The organism is Brevibacillus ruminantium, assembly GCF_023746555.1.
Classification (GTDB): domain Bacteria; phylum Bacillota; class Bacilli; order Brevibacillales; family Brevibacillaceae; genus Brevibacillus; species Brevibacillus ruminantium.
In genome coordinates, this window is record NZ_CP098755.1 from 4,410,001 (window position 1) to 4,424,014 (window position 14,014).

The following is a 14,014-nucleotide window of genomic DNA, read 5'->3' on the forward strand; positions in this document are numbered from 1 at the left end:
GGAATTGGCATCCTGTCGATGTATACAGGATACGCGTTTTTTGCAGGATATCTTAATTTTATTCCGTTTTTGGGTACATGGTTAAAAGGTTCTTTTGCATTTATGACTCTACTGCTGATCATCGGATTTTTACTGACCATGGGAGCGACCATCATGTTCATGATTTCCGGTATGGTCTCCACCTCGGCCCCGCAAGTGGAATGTCCCTCCTGTCATAAGGTGACCAAAATGCTGGGGAAAGAGGACGCCTGTATGTTTTGCGGACAACCCCTTAAATTAGATGATGAACAACCACAGCAAAATCATACGTAAGGCAATCACATCAAAAGCTGAAGAAAACCACCCGTCAGGAGGACAGGTGGTTTTTCCTTTTCATGAGAGAACCTTTATTTTCCTTGCAGGGCCGCATCCATTGCTTCCCAAATGGCTGGTTGCTCAAATCCCCGACGCCACGATGCTGCACCGGCAAGATTGTATTTCTTCACAATCTCCATTCTCTTTTGAACAGAAGAGACGTCCTCCAGCCACATCTTATAAACCGCCCCATCTGCCGGGTCCTGGTACCGGACAAACAATTGCCCGCTGGCTTCGTCGAGTTGTGGCGTCAGCTTCCGTTCCTTCACCCATTTCTCCGCTGTCGGCATCGACAAGGCCTTGGATGAGACTTTCACACTGCCATCCTGCTGTTTCGCCTCTTTCCACAGACGGGTGTAGAACGGAACACCGAGAAGCACCTTTTCTGCCGGCACCTCATCAAGCACACCTCGCAGTCCATTTTCCGTCCACGGCAGTGAAGCGACTGAGCCGGCAACCGGACTGGAAGCCCAGTGTTCATCATAGGTCATGACTGCCATGTAATCTACCACTTCGCCCAGCGCCTTCCGATCGTAAAACCGCGACCACATGTCACTGGTTGATTTTATCGTAACATCCATAGAGACGACCAATCCCTGCTGATGGAGGTAGGGAGTGAGTTCGCGAATAAACTGGACAAGCTTGTCCTTTTCCTCCAGGTAGACGTTTTCAAAGTCAATATTGATACCATCCAGATCGTACAGATACGCATAATGGAGAATTTGTGAGATCACTTTCTCACGCTTGTCATAGCTGGATAAAATCGTGCGGGTCCAATCAGGATTAAAACCGTTAGTGACCAGGCCCCACACCTGAAAGCCCCGCTGGTGCGCCCATTTGACATAAGCGGGGTCGGCTTTGTTAGCCAGCGTGCCCTCTGCGTCCTTTAATTCAAACCAGGTGGGTGACACGACATTTACCCCTGGCATGCTGCCAATCTCCGCTGTATTCGGGTTTCGGCTGACCACATGCTCCCAGGTCAGATTGATTCTTTTCCCTTCGGGCTTCCAAAGCGCGGGAAGCGAATCCTTTGGCAACTCCAGAGTCACCTTTCTGGCTTCCCCTTGCTCGATTACCTTTTTGGGTAAAAAACCTGAAATGCCATCAGCAGATAACACCCGGTAGTAATCCTCCTGTTCCCCCAGCACATCAACTACTGCACCTCCTGGCAACTCAGCCAGATACGGAGAACGATGCGTCGGCTCAGAACGGAGTCGGACACTCTCCTTTTCCTTCAAAACATGCGCCTCCTGGATTTCGTAGCCATTTTTCTCTACACGCAGCACGCCGCTCTCTTCATGCCTCGTAAACGCATACGGATAGAGCTTTTCCAAAGGAGCAAGCGGAATGTAGCGATTGCCATCCATCACCGTGACGGGCACCTGCAAATCGACCGGCTTTTTATTCAGATAAGCGACCAGTTCTCCGCTCTGCATGCGCAGAACCTTGTCTTTGGTCGTGATTATCACCAATTTGCTCGGTTCCTCCCAGTGAATATGGGGATCGAGATACTCCTGGATAAACTCAAAAGGGAGCAGGATTTGGTCCCCTTCCATCTGATACGGCCGTTGGAACAGCTCTCCCTCGAAGACGATCGCCTGCTTGCTTCCATCGTAGGGTTTGACCTGTTCATTGGAAGGCTTCCATTCAAAGTACCAGTACCCGGCGCCAGCGACCAAAATCAGCATCAGCAGCAGAAAAAGCGGTGCTCTGCGCTTTCTTCTCTTTCTTCTACGTGTTCGTCTCTCCAATCCCACTTCCAGACTCATTTTGCTTCATCCCCCTCCCTTCGTCTTATTGATTTGTTTGTCTCTATGTAAAGAAGAGGCCATTTTTTTGTATTTCTCCCATCGTAACGTCTGTACATCCTTTTCACAACCTTCGAGAAACTGGAAATAGCAGAAACCTTCCCTCATGAATGACGAAAAAGGCGCCAAAAGGTTACATCTCTCGTCAAGTTTTGCAGACTGCGTATTTGGAGCAAATAAAAACACCCTCTCTTCAACAGACAATCAGTTGAAGCAGAAGGTGTTCTTTGGCAGATAGCCGCTTAATGCGTATTCTTTTGGCAATCTTCGCAAATCCCGTATACCTCCATCCGGTGTCCGGTTACACGAAATCCAATGCTTTGAGCGGCTGAAGCCTCCGCATCCCGCAGAGACGGATAGTGAAAATCACGAATTGAACCGCATTCCGAACAGATGGCGTGGTAATGATCTTCCTCTACATTCGCGTCAAACCGGCTGGAAGCGTCTCCATAGGTTAGCTCACGCACCAGACCTGCATCTTTAAAAACCCGCAGGTTATTGTATATAGTCGCCACGCTCATATTGGGAAATTTCCCTTCCAGCGCTTTATATATCTCATCTGCTGTTGGATGGTTCATGGTTTCGAGCAGATAGGATAAAATGGCATGACGCTGAGGTGTCATCCGTACTCCAGTGTTTTTCAGGATTTCTACGGCCTTTTCCACACGCTGTGACATAGTGCTGCACCTCACAGTCTTTCACACGATGAATGAACATCATCGTTCCTTCAGTCGTTGATTAGAATTACTTTAAATAAAGTGTACGTCTAATCTAGGAGTGCTGTCAATATGCATTCAACGGAAAGTCAAATAACAGCTCTCACTGGGGACGTGCTGTGATCTCGGTCTTAATCGTTTTAGTCGTATTAGCTGTTTTAGCTGTTTTAGCTGTTTTAGCTGTTTTAGCTGTTTTAGCTGTTTTAGCTGTTTTAGCTGTTTTAGTCGTTTTAGCTGTTTTAGCCGTTTTCCCGGTTTTGCCGGTTTTCCCAGCAGCAGCAGTCGTTTTTGCCTTTGCTTTCGGCGTTGTTTTGGCCGCAGGCTTTTTGGCACGTGCTGCTTTTTTCTCTTCTGTTAGGGCAAACTTGCACATCTCACTCAGCGGACAGGCTCCACACTGAGGAGAGCGGGCTGTACAGAGCCTGCGGCCGTGCCAGATCAGCCAATGATGCGCATCCGTCCACTTCTCTTTGGGGATTCGTTTCATCAGCTGACGCTCCACCTCATCAACATTGTCGCTTTTCGCGAGTCCGAGCCGGTTGGCTACGCGAAAGACATGTGTATCGACAGCGATCGCCGGAATACCGAATGCATTGGACAAAACCACATTCGCCGTTTTGCGTCCCACTCCAGGCAAAGCCTCCAGCTCCGCGTGGCTTTGCGGCACCTCTCCATTGTACTTCTCATAGAGGATACGGCATGTCTCCAGGATATTTTTACTCTTATTCTTATACAAACCAAGCCCTTTTATATGCTCTTCCATTTCTTCCTGTGCCATGTGCAAATAATCTTCCGGTTTATTGTAGCGCTCAAACAGCGGAGCGGTAATTTCATTGACCCGTTTATCTGTGCATTGGGCAGACAGGATCGTCGCAATCAACAGCTCAAACGGCGATCTGTAGTTCAACTCACAATGAGCGTCCGGATAGGTCTGGTACAGAACCTCCAGCATCTCATCAACCGGTACCTTGGGTAGTGCCATTACGTTGTCCTCCTCTCCTTTTCTCCATTATAAGCACGGCGTCAATCCTGACGGAAAACAAAACAGCTGTGGGAATAGAGCCTGCAAGTAAACTGTTGTACAATACAGTTGGAAGCATTTACTAGGGGGGATGATGATGAAAGTGTTTCTGACGGGAGCCACAGGGTTTGTCGGAAAAGGAGTCCTGTCCAAGCTTTCCGCCGAAGGACATGACGTCGTTTGTCTGGTTCGCCCCGGTTCAGAAGGCAAATGGAGAACCCAACATCCGGCAAGCTCAAATCTCACACTCGCAGCAGGCGACTTATTTGATACGGACGCCCTGAAGAAGGCGATGAAGGGATGCGACGCAGTCATCCATCTGGTCGGGATCATTCGCGAACAAAAGCGTAAGCAGATTACCTTTCAGCGTATCCATGTTGAGGGTACCCGCAATATGTTGGAGGCAGCCAAAGCAAACGGCATCAGCCGGTTTGTCCACATGAGCGCGCTCGGTGCCCGCGCCAACGCCACCAGCGGCTATCATCAAAGCAAATATGAAGCAGAGCAGCTCGTACAGAAAAGCGGCATATCCTCCGTCATTTTCCGCCCTTCTGTCATTTTTGGACCGGGCGACGAGTTCGTCAACATGCTTGCCGATCTGGTTCGGATGCCGATCACACCGGTCATTGGCGACGGCTCCTATCTTTTGCAGCCGGTAGCCAGAGAAACGGTAGCAGATGTATTTGTCCAGGCACTGACAAATGGAGACGTTGCCGGACGCATCTTCGAAACGGGCGGACCGGAGCCGATTTCCTATGGCGGTATACTGGATGCCATCGGGGAAGCGATCGGGAAACGAAAGGTACGGAAGCTGTACATTCCTTTGGCGCTGATGAAACCGGTGATTACGACGATGGAGGGCTTTACTTTCTTCCCGATTACCCATACCCAGCTTACCATGCTGTTGGAGGGAAATGCCTGCTCCGATACAGAGTCGTTGTACCAGGCTTTTTCAACAGAGAAAATTCCGTTTCTACAAGGGATCAAAGGCTACCTGCGCTGAGTTGTGCCTAGCGCAGCTCCAGTATCCCCTTTCCTCCCAAAAAAGCATGGCTAAACGCCATTTCGCCAACTGTATCGAAACCGTAGCGGTTGTAGACCTTTTCTACTTTTTCGTTAATCGGACAGACCCACAGTTGTTCCCCGCCCAAGCGCAGGAACTCTTCCTGTGCGTGCCGCAGCAGATGCCCAATCAAACCTTGGCCCCGAAACGAGGAAAGTGTAGCTACGTTTTCCACGCGAATGTACGGCCCTGCCCAAAACAAGCAGAGCGAACAAGCAGCTTCCCCGTTTACGCGCAAAAGAAAATGGACAAAGTCAGGATGGGCAAACTCCATCGCGAATGCTTTTTCCCGGATCTCCCGTCCACCAAATTCTTTGATGGATTCGATCCGGAGACATTCCTCGTAATTGGCAGAAGTGACGGGCTCTATTTTTATATCTTCACGTGGGACGGGAGCAGCCATTCTGCCAGACCACAACTGGACGGGAAAAGGCAGCAGCTCCGTTTGAAAGCCTTGTTCCTCCGCCACAGAGAGAAGGGTCTCCTTGGCTACAGGATCATAGATGTACATGCGCGGAATAATCGACTTCTCTTGAAAAAAGTGCGGATCTCCCGGATTATGCTCTCCGCCTTCTCCCGCGATGGGACAGGATCTGCAATGTGAGCGTGATTGGCATCATAGTGAAGGGGATTTTCTTCGTTGCAAAAAAGCAGTCCCTATGGCCGCTTCTCGTGATGAGAAAAGGCTTTTTTATAGGCGATATCTGTCTTTTCCACGATTGATAAAAGCTGGCTATGCGCGATAGGGTTGGCCATATAAGTCGTACCTCTCTTTTCTGGAAACGCTCCTCTATTCTACAGACCGACTAATTATAGAAGTGAATCAATCTCTCCAGCCATCAGAGGGGGACTAGCGAGGAAACAGCTTGTACAAAATCGACAAAAGAAAGAAAAGCGATGGTAAACTGTCCGAAGACGGAACAGCAACCATCGATTTCTTACTGATCAAAAAGCTCATGGCTGATCCTGCTGCAAGATTATTACGTTTCGGCCAAAGGCTTTGGCATGGGGCCGAGAGTCGGGCTATGCTTTCTGTCTTGTTCCATCACCGATGGTTGCCGCGAGTGATTGGCCCACCCTCTTGGAAGTGTCTAAAGTTTTGTTTCCGCTTGCCATTGTGCTAGCGGCGAAGCAAACTGTGCCGAAAGAACCTCACGTTCCGAAAGCGAAACCTCTATTTGCTCCCTCGACTACGACTCATGAAGTTGCAGTTCTGTATGTCCGGTCTTTTGATTTACATACCGGCCGACAACGAACAGGTAATCCGACAAGCGGTTTACATATTTTACCACTTCGGTATTTACTTCTTCTTGCTGTGCGACCATGACCGCCTTCCGCTCAGCTCTGCGCACCACTGTACGTGCCACGTGAAATGCTGCTGCAGCGGGATGACCTCCAGGCAAGATAAAATTGGCAAGCTGCGGCAACTCGGCATCCAGCTTGTCGATTTCATTCTCCAGAAAGTGAACATCCTCTTCCTGAATCGGCCATCCCACCTCTTTGCCGGCCGGTGTGGCCAGTTCTGCACCGATGTGAAACAGCTTGGTCTGGATTACGTGAAAGACCTTTCGCAATTCCGTCCAATCATCTCCCGCAGGAAGCAAAGACAAGGCCAATCCGATGCTGGAATTGGCTTCGTCACACGTACCATAAGCCTCGACACGGTCGGCAAATTTAGGTACACGGACGCCAAAAACCAATGAGGTTTCGCCTTTGTCACCCGATTTGGTATAAATCTTCACCGTTCATCTCCCCATTCAGCTTATTTCCCCGGAAATCGACAGCACGATTTTTTCATTCTTTTTTACATGGGTTCAGCTACAATAATCAACTCACTGCTCGTAGAATCAAAAGGAGTTTTGGCAAAAGAGCCAAAGCGCTGCGTTACTTTGAACCCGTTCAATCGGAGCAGATGATGCAGTTCAGCCGGGAAAATATAGCGGAGTGTAAACCGCCCCACCACTTTTTCTTGTACGATCCCCTCTGGAGAGATCCGCTCATACGTCCTCGTGACTTCTGATAACTGCTGAAAGTGGTCATAGCGAGTGTAATCCCACATCGCCACTTCCTCCCCTGTCTCCAGACGATAGGTGCTGCGCAGCGACATTTTTTCACTTTCCTCATACAAATGGCTAATTTTCGGAACAAATACATTAAATACCAATTTTCCGCCAGGAGCCAGATGCTTCCGAATACAGCTTAATGCCTTCATCTGTTCTTGTATATGCAGGAGATGCAGGAAGGAGCGAAACGGAATCATAATCAAAGCGAAGCTTTTTTGCAGATCAAAGGAGCGCATGTCTCCCTGGATCAGCTGGAGCCGATCGCTTACTCCCTGCTGCTCCGCCTTTTCCTGCGCGCGGGCAAGCATCTCTGTCGACAAATCAAGTCCTGTAACAGAGACGCCCCCTTCCGCTGCCGGTATCGTGATGCGTCCCGTGCCGCAAGCCAAATCAAGCACCTCGCCGCCGGATTGGCGGGCCATATCGAGATAAAACTCCACATCGCCCGCAACTCCGCGCTGCGTCAAATCATAATAATCCGCCCAGCGGTACATATCGCTCATGGAACGTCTCTCCTATGCTTGCATAATGTCAGATTGGAGGTAGGCCAGTACCAATTTCCCGGTATTCTCCAATGACTCCGTATGCGTTCTTTCATACGAGTGGGATGCATCCACTCCAGGCCCGATCAGCCCGTGCACCACATCATAGCCGGATTTCAGCGCCGCACTGGCATCCGAATTGTAGTACGGGTAAATATCGACCTGATAGTAGAGCCCCTGCTCCTCGGCCAATTGGACCAGATGCTTGCGCAAGCCGTAATGATAAGGTCCGGAAGAGTCTTTGGCACAGATGGAGACACAGTACTCATCTGTCGTCTGTCCGTCCCCGATTGCACCCATATCGACTGCCAGGTACTCGACCACCTGTTCCGGGATATTGGAGTTGCCGCCGTAGCCGATTTCTTCGTTGTTGCTGATCAGAAAATGAGTTGTGTACGGAAGGGTGAGCCCGCTTTCGCGGATATGCTTGAGGACGCCGAACAGAATGGCTACGCTCGCCTTGTCATCAATATGGCGGGATTTGATAAAACCGCTCTCCGTGACCGAAACGCGCGGATCAAAGGAAACAAAATCGCCCACGCGGATGCCCAAAGCGAGGACATCATCCTTTGACTTCACCTTTTCATCCAGACGAACCTCCATGTTGCTTTCGGTCCGCTCCATTTTCCCTGCCTCTCTGCTGTAGACATGAACAGAAGCTTTGGTCGACAGGATCGTTCCCGTGTAGGAGCGGCCGCTGTCTGTTTCAATCGTGCAGTATTCCCCTTCGACGGCATTGAAGGTAAATCCGCCGATCAGAGTGAGCTTCAGCCTGCCGTTTGCCTTGATTTCCTTGACCATTGCCCCCAGAGTATCGACGTGGGCCGTAAGCAGCCGATGCTTGGCGTTGTTTTTGCCGGGCAACGTCGCCAGCACGGCTCCTTTGTTGGTACGTACATGGGCGATCCCCAGGTTATTCAGTTCGGATTCAATCCAGGCCATTACTTTGTCCGTATGCCCGGTTGGGCTTGGCGTGTTGGCCAGTTTGCAAAATGTGTCTACCATATAGGTTGTTGACAGGCTCATATGTAGTTCCCCCGTTGCTTCATTTTCGTACGGCTGTTCGTTCCGCCGGGCCTACAGCTCTTCCCGGATAAATTGCAAAACCTCCTGCACATGTCCCTTCACTTTTACCTTGGGCCATACCTTGGCAATATTCCCTTCTTTATCGATGACAAAGGTCGTGCGCTCAATGCCCATGTACTCGCGTCCGTACATCTTTTTCAACACCCAAACCCCGTAGGCCTCGGCAATGCTGTGGTCAGTGTCGGCCAAAAGCGGAAAGGGAAGCTCATGCTTGGCCGTAAATTTGTCATGGGATTTCACGTCATCCGGGCTGATCCCCAAGACCACGGTATCCAGCTTGGAAAATTCAGGGTGATAATCTCGAAAATCGCATGCCTCGGTGGTGCACCCAGGTGTCATATCCTTTGGATAAAAATAAAGCACGACATTTTTTCCGCGAAAATCTGCCAGTGAGATCTGCTGTTGATTGCTCGCCATGAGTGTAAAATCCGGCGCTGCTTGTCCTACTGCTGCTGCCATTTCCGATCCTTCCTTTCATAACGGCTGCCTGTTCTTTCTAACAGTTTATCACATGCAGACAGTCACTTCATCCGCTTACTCATTGCGCTTTCCAACAGAAAACGCTAGAATTGATTGATAGCATTGATAAAGAAATATAAAATTTGCGTAGTCAGCTGGATGGTGAAGAATGGCGATGAAAGAATTTTTTGATGTAACTGACCCGGAAGCCCTCAAATCTCTTGCAATACCCGAACGAGTTAAAATTTTGCAACTATTTGAGGATCTGGAGCCTCGTACAGCCAAGCAGATTGCAACCGAACTGGGAGAAAACGCCGCTCGCCTTCACTATCATGTGAAAGAACTTGTGCGTGTTGGCTTATTGAAACAGGTAGACACACGAGTAAAAGGCTCGATTGTCGAGAAGTATTACGAGCCTGTTGCCAAAGTGATTCAGGTGAAACTGCGTCTGATGATCGAAGAAAATGCACAGCAACTGAGCGACATCATGTTTACTCCTTTCCGCACGACCGAAAAAGATCTGGTGCGGACACTCAATCGGTTTGTAGGTAGTGACGTGGATGTCCGTCAGGAATACAAAGACACATTCGCGTACAACTTGACTGAATTTTATTTAAGTCAAGACGAAAGAAATCAATTCGTGCAGGATATCAGCTTGCTCCTGAAAAAGTACAAAGGACTTAAAAATGAAGGCGACCGCCGGAAGTTTAAGTTCTTTGATGTCTTGTTTCCATTGACCCCTCCTGATCCGTCAGAAGAAGGGGAGGACGATGAATTCGAAGACAACGAGGCATGAAAGAACTCATCTTCGCACTTGTGAGAACATCTAGAAAACCATCCGGCGCGATGGTTTTCTCCATTTTTGCCGGAGGAGGATATCTGTATGCGCACGATTTTGTTTGATTTTGATGGCACGGTAGCCAACACGCTTCCTTTAATTTACAATTCCTTCCGCTCTACCTTTCTGCAGTTTCTCAACGAGCATTACACGGACGAGCAGATCGTGGCGATGTTCGGCCCCCCGGAGCTGGGTATCCTGGAGAACATGATTGCCCGTGATCAACTGGAGGATGCGGTCACCCATTTTTACGACTTCTACACGGCTGAGCATCACCGCGTAGCCAATCACCCAGACATGGCGGACATGCTGGCCCAACTGCAAAAGAGAGGGCTGCGCATGGGCGTAGTAACGGGAAAAGGCCGACGCAGTGCCGATATCTCTCTCCGGGAATGGGGCCTGGCCTCTTTTTTTGACGTGGTGATTGCCGGTGATGAGGTCGCGCAGCCGAAGCCTCATCCAGAGGGTATTCTCTCTGCGATGGAACAGATGGGCGCCCGTCCGGAAGAGACCATTTTTGTCGGGGACAGCAACTATGACATTATCGCGGGCAAAGCCGCAGGTCTGGTCACGGTGGGGGTCACCTGGCTGCCAGTCACGCAAAAAATTGGAAGCTTTCAGCCGGAGCCGGATTTTCAGTTTTCCGATCCCCAAGCATTTCTGGATTGGGTCGGAGAACGCGCCCGGGTTTAAAGCAGGAACTTCTCGATCGTCGCATCAAGCAGAAAAAGCCATTTCTTAGGCAGCAGCGCTGCTCCGAAATGGCTTTTTCCTGTTTATTGATACCCGCTGCCTGCTAATAAGCCCGACCGAACCAGACCGTATGCTCGGCGGCCTTGCCGCAGCAGATGCAGGTTGTTTTTGTGACCGGCGGTTCAAACGGAATATTACGCGAGGTAAACTTGGTCTCTTCCTTTACCTTTGCCTCGCAAGCATCGTCGCCGCACCAGCCGGCCAGCACCCAACCGGCGACACTGTTTTCCTTCTCTGCCGCATCCGCATGCTGTTTCAAGCCATCCAATGTGTCAATATCCAGATGGGAGTTCGCCGTGCGAAAATCGAGGGCGCGCTGGTACATATTTTGTTGAATCTCCTCCAACAGGCTGCGAACAGCTTCGACGGCTTCGGCCAGCGGCACCGTCACCTTTTCTCCCGTATCCCGGCGGGCCAGGATCACTTGCCCGTTTTCCACATCACGCGGACCGATCTCCAGGCGAATCGGAACCCCGCGCATTTCCCACTCATTAAACTTCCAGCCTGGTGTCTCCTCGCGCAAATCGGCTCTCACCCTGACCCCAGCCGCTTTCATCTGGTCAAAGAGCGGATCAAATGCCGCCATCACCTTTTCCCGCAGCTTTAACGGCCCGACGGGAATCATCACGACCTGGGTCGGTGCCACACGCGGCGGCAAAGCCAATCCCCGGTCATCTCCGTGCACCATGATCATCGCTCCGATCAGGCGCGTGGAGCTGCCCCAGGAAGTGGTATGCACATATTTGAATTGATTGTCGCGATCCAGATACTTGATCTCGAAGCCCCTGGCGAATTTCTCGCCGAGGTAGTGCGAGGTGCCTGCCTGAACTGCTTTTCCATCCTTCATCATCGCTTCAATCGAGTAGGTGTCCACTGCGCCGGCAAACCGCTCGCTTGGCGTCTTTTGCCCTTTCCAGACGGGAATGGCCAGCAGCCCCTCGACGACCTCGGTGTATACCTCCAGCATCTGCATCGTTTCCTGGCGAGCTTCCTCCTCTGTGGCGTGCGCGGTGTGTCCCTCCTGCCATAGAAACTCGGATGTGCGCAGAAACGGCATCGTCCGCTTTTCCCAGCGAAACACATTTGCCCACTGGTTGATCAGAACCGGCAGATCGCGATAGCTTTGAATCCACTGACTGTACATATGGCCGATCATCGTCTCCGAGGTCGGGCGCAGAGCAAGCCGCTCCTCCAGCTTTTCCCCCGCAGCCTCCGTTACCCAGGGCAGCTCAGGATTGAAGCCTTCCACGTGCTCTTTTTCCTTTTGAAAGAACGATTCCGGGATCAGCATGGGGAAATAGGCGTTGCGGTGACCTGTTTCTTTGAAGCGCTTATCCATCGCCTCCTGGATGCGCTCCCACAGCTCGTAGCCGTCCGGTTTGAAGGCGATACAGCCGCGCACCGGCGTGTAATCCATCAGATCGGCCTTTTTAATCGTATCGATGTACCAGCGTGAAAAATCCTCTGATTGCGGCGTGATTTCTTTGACGAATGATTTTTCCTCTTTCACTGCGATTCGCTCCTTTGTGGACATACTTGGAAAAAAGCAAAAAACCCCCATCCCAAAAAGGGACGGGGGAAACACTCCCGCGGTACCACCCTGATTGACCGCTGCTGCACATGTGCATCCTGCGGTCCGCTCAAAGCCCGTTAACGGCGGGTTCACCGGCATGGCTCATCGCCAGCAGCTCCTGGATGGGGAGCAGGTACGTTCGGGCATCGACCTTCCAGCCTCGGGTCGACTCTCTGGGGCTCATCTCGCGCCTGCGGGTCCGTTCATTGCTTTTATGGGCAATATGGTAGCAGACAGAATTCGGATTGTCAATTTTTAGGATCGCAAGCCCAGCCTTGGGGCCAGCTTGACATACAGCGGGTACGCGACAAGCGACACCAGCAAGCCTTTTATCAGATTAAACGGCACAATGCCGTACAAAATCAGGGACCATACGCTCTCCGCCTGGAATTGGGCCACCAACTGTTCCAGCGAAACCTGATACAGCGCTGCATAAGCAGGAAGCAGGAGATAGGCGTTGGCTACCGCCATCACCGCCGTCATCAGCAGGGTACCAATGGCAAGCCCGGCTATGAACATTTTTCTTCCTTGCCCCAAACGCTGCAGATAAACCGCCGCCACAATAAAGCTGGCGCCTGCTACGATATTGGCCAGCTCGCCGATCAAGAGGCCGTCCGTATTTTTAAACAGCATGTGGAGCGTATTTTTCAACACTTCGATAATCACACCCGCCATCGGACCGTAGATCAAGGCTCCGATCAAACCGGGCAATGTACTGAAATCCAGCTTCAAAAATGTAGGCATCAGCGGCAACTGGAATTCAAGATACTGCAAGACAAACGCGACCGCCGCCAGCATAGGAATCGTCACCAGCCGCTGGGTCGCATGCGATGTGGAAATCGCGGTTTCTTTCATCTGTACCATCTCCTCATTGTTCTCTTCCTTCTTGAGGAATGGCAACAGCAACCGTGCCTTTGTGCTTGCTTTCGCTCTCTGCCTGCCCGCAGGAATCCCCTACGAAACGCCCGCTATGCTTTTTAACAAGCTTTAATAGTCCCTGCTCGCCAAAAGTCCGCGCAGCGTCCACCTGCGCAAATAAAAAACCCTGAGTAAACATCTACTCAGGGCTTTGACTGGCATGCAAAGATAACGAAAGAGACCTGCACATCATAGGTACAGGAAACAGAAGGATTGCTGATCGGCAACAACCCCCTGGTGTCATACCCATGCACAAGCAAACAAGCACGCAGAAAAATCACGTACTGTCGTCATCCTTCTCCCATCCAGACTGTACTGTCGGCTCTGGATTCTCACCAGATCCTGCACTCCCGATTCGCGTCGCACCAAGGAGGCTCGCGGGCTTACGCGTGCATGCTGCACAGCGATCACCGCCGGTCGGGAATTTCACCCTGCCCCGAAGGAATGTATGTGGTTATACACAAGTATTATAAGTGGCTTTCTCTGCTTTGACAATGCCAGAAGTTTGCAGCCGGACAGTTTCGGATGACTCGGGCTGATCAACCGTTCTTTTCATCCGCAGCCTGTCCACTTCAAGATCAACGCTGCCTGCTTTCCCCTTTTCCGCTCATTCCGCGTCCCGGGAACCGTTTGCAAAGCTCTGCGATCATAAACGGCGCAAGCATGATCAGAACGGGCAACAGCGCCATGAAGGTTGAAAATAATTTTTCATAGTACCAGGAGAAAAACATCGGATCGCCTCTCCTTTGGACTTGAGATTTTTTTCCGCGTTCGAAAGGTTATATTCGTTAGTGTTCGTTAGTGCATGAGCCATTTAGCA

Annotated in this window: 14 protein-coding genes, 1 pseudogene and 1 riboswitch (1 of these 16 cut by a window edge); of the genes and pseudogenes, 4 read left to right on the top strand and 11 right to left on the bottom strand. The window is 50.8% G+C overall.

Annotated features, from left to right (window positions below; translation table 11 throughout):
• Window positions 1-312, top strand: the 3' portion of a protein-coding gene (locus NDK47_RS21695) for a DUF2614 family zinc ribbon-containing protein (protein WP_251871824.1). Its footprint begins 63 nt before the window's first position; 312 of the gene's 375 nt are visible here — the last part of the coding sequence; the start codon falls outside the window, past its left edge; its stop codon occupies window positions 310-312.
• Window positions 313-386: 74 nt separating this feature from the next.
• Here NDK47_RS21695 and NDK47_RS21700 read toward each other — a convergent pair whose 3' ends face one another.
• The 3 genes and pseudogenes from NDK47_RS21700 to nth form a co-directional block, all read right to left on the bottom strand.
• Window positions 387-2,123, bottom strand: a complete 1,737-nt coding sequence (locus NDK47_RS21700; RefSeq protein ID WP_251871825.1) for a glycosyl hydrolase family 18 protein — start codon at window positions 2,121-2,123, stop codon at window positions 387-389.
• A 281-nt stretch (window positions 2,124-2,404) separates the two neighbouring features.
• The gene (gene perR / locus NDK47_RS21705) at window positions 2,405-2,839 is read right to left on the bottom strand and encodes a peroxide-responsive transcriptional repressor PerR (RefSeq protein ID WP_251871826.1); all 435 of its coding nucleotides are present in this window, start codon (window positions 2,837-2,839) and stop codon (window positions 2,405-2,407) included.
• 331 nt (window positions 2,840-3,170) lie between these two features.
• Window positions 3,171-3,860: pseudogene (gene nth / locus NDK47_RS21710) on the bottom strand (endonuclease III); the annotation flags it as partial.
• A gap of 136 nt (window positions 3,861-3,996) precedes the next feature.
• On the opposite strand from nth, the gene NDK47_RS21715 reads away from it, so the two are divergent.
• Entirely contained in the window at window positions 3,997-4,902 is a 906-nt protein-coding gene (locus NDK47_RS21715; protein ID WP_251871827.1) for a complex I NDUFA9 subunit family protein, read from the top strand.
• A 7-nt stretch (window positions 4,903-4,909) separates the two neighbouring features.
• Here NDK47_RS21715 and NDK47_RS21720 read toward each other — a convergent pair whose 3' ends face one another.
• The 5 genes from NDK47_RS21720 to bcp form a co-directional block, all read right to left on the bottom strand.
• Window positions 4,910-5,431, bottom strand: a complete 522-nt coding sequence (locus NDK47_RS21720) for a GNAT family N-acetyltransferase (RefSeq protein WP_251871828.1) — start codon at window positions 5,429-5,431, stop codon at window positions 4,910-4,912.
• Window positions 5,432-6,152: 721 nt separating this feature from the next.
• Window positions 6,153-6,704, bottom strand: coding sequence for a cob(I)yrinic acid a,c-diamide adenosyltransferase (locus NDK47_RS21725; RefSeq protein WP_251871829.1), 552 nt, complete (start codon window positions 6,702-6,704; stop codon window positions 6,153-6,155).
• Window positions 6,705-6,766: 62 nt separating this feature from the next.
• The gene (locus tag NDK47_RS21730; protein WP_251871830.1) at window positions 6,767-7,528 is read right to left on the bottom strand and encodes a class I SAM-dependent methyltransferase; all 762 of its coding nucleotides are present in this window, start codon (window positions 7,526-7,528) and stop codon (window positions 6,767-6,769) included.
• A gap of 12 nt (window positions 7,529-7,540) precedes the next feature.
• Entirely contained in the window at window positions 7,541-8,593 is a 1,053-nt protein-coding gene (locus NDK47_RS21735; RefSeq protein ID WP_251871831.1) for a M42 family metallopeptidase, read from the bottom strand.
• A gap of 51 nt (window positions 8,594-8,644) precedes the next feature.
• Window positions 8,645-9,112, bottom strand: a complete 468-nt coding sequence (gene bcp / locus NDK47_RS21740) for a thioredoxin-dependent thiol peroxidase (protein WP_251871832.1) — start codon at window positions 9,110-9,112, stop codon at window positions 8,645-8,647.
• Window positions 9,113-9,287: 175 nt separating this feature from the next.
• Here bcp and NDK47_RS21745 point away from each other — a divergent pair, with 175 nt between their 5' ends.
• Together NDK47_RS21745 and NDK47_RS21750 are read left to right on the top strand one after the other, a co-directional pair.
• Window positions 9,288-9,908 carry an ArsR/SmtB family transcription factor gene (locus NDK47_RS21745; RefSeq protein ID WP_251871833.1) on the top strand — a complete coding sequence of 207 codons (621 nt, stop codon included), beginning with the start codon at window positions 9,288-9,290 and terminating at the stop codon, window positions 9,906-9,908.
• 87 nt (window positions 9,909-9,995) lie between these two features.
• Window positions 9,996-10,643 carry an HAD family hydrolase gene (locus NDK47_RS21750; protein ID WP_251871834.1) on the top strand — a complete coding sequence of 216 codons (648 nt, stop codon included), beginning with the start codon at window positions 9,996-9,998 and terminating at the stop codon, window positions 10,641-10,643.
• Between the two features lie 103 nt (window positions 10,644-10,746).
• Here the strand turns inward: NDK47_RS21750 and proS are convergent, their stop codons facing one another.
• The 3 genes from proS to NDK47_RS21765 form a co-directional block, all read right to left on the bottom strand.
• Complete coding sequence (proS, locus tag NDK47_RS21755; protein WP_251871835.1) at window positions 10,747-12,213, bottom strand: proline--tRNA ligase; 1,467 nt, start codon at window positions 12,211-12,213, stop codon at window positions 10,747-10,749.
• Window positions 12,214-12,531: 318 nt separating this feature from the next.
• Window positions 12,532-13,131: an ECF transporter S component gene (locus NDK47_RS21760; protein ID WP_251871836.1), complete on the bottom strand. Its 600-nt coding sequence runs from the start codon at window positions 13,129-13,131 to the stop codon at window positions 12,532-12,534.
• A gap of 352 nt (window positions 13,132-13,483) precedes the next feature.
• A riboswitch (FMN riboswitch) is annotated at window positions 13,484-13,642 on the bottom strand.
• 130 nt (window positions 13,643-13,772) lie between these two features.
• Window positions 13,773-13,925, bottom strand: a complete 153-nt coding sequence (locus NDK47_RS21765) for a hypothetical protein (protein WP_251871837.1) — start codon at window positions 13,923-13,925, stop codon at window positions 13,773-13,775.
• Window positions 13,926-14,014 lie beyond the last annotated feature (89 nt).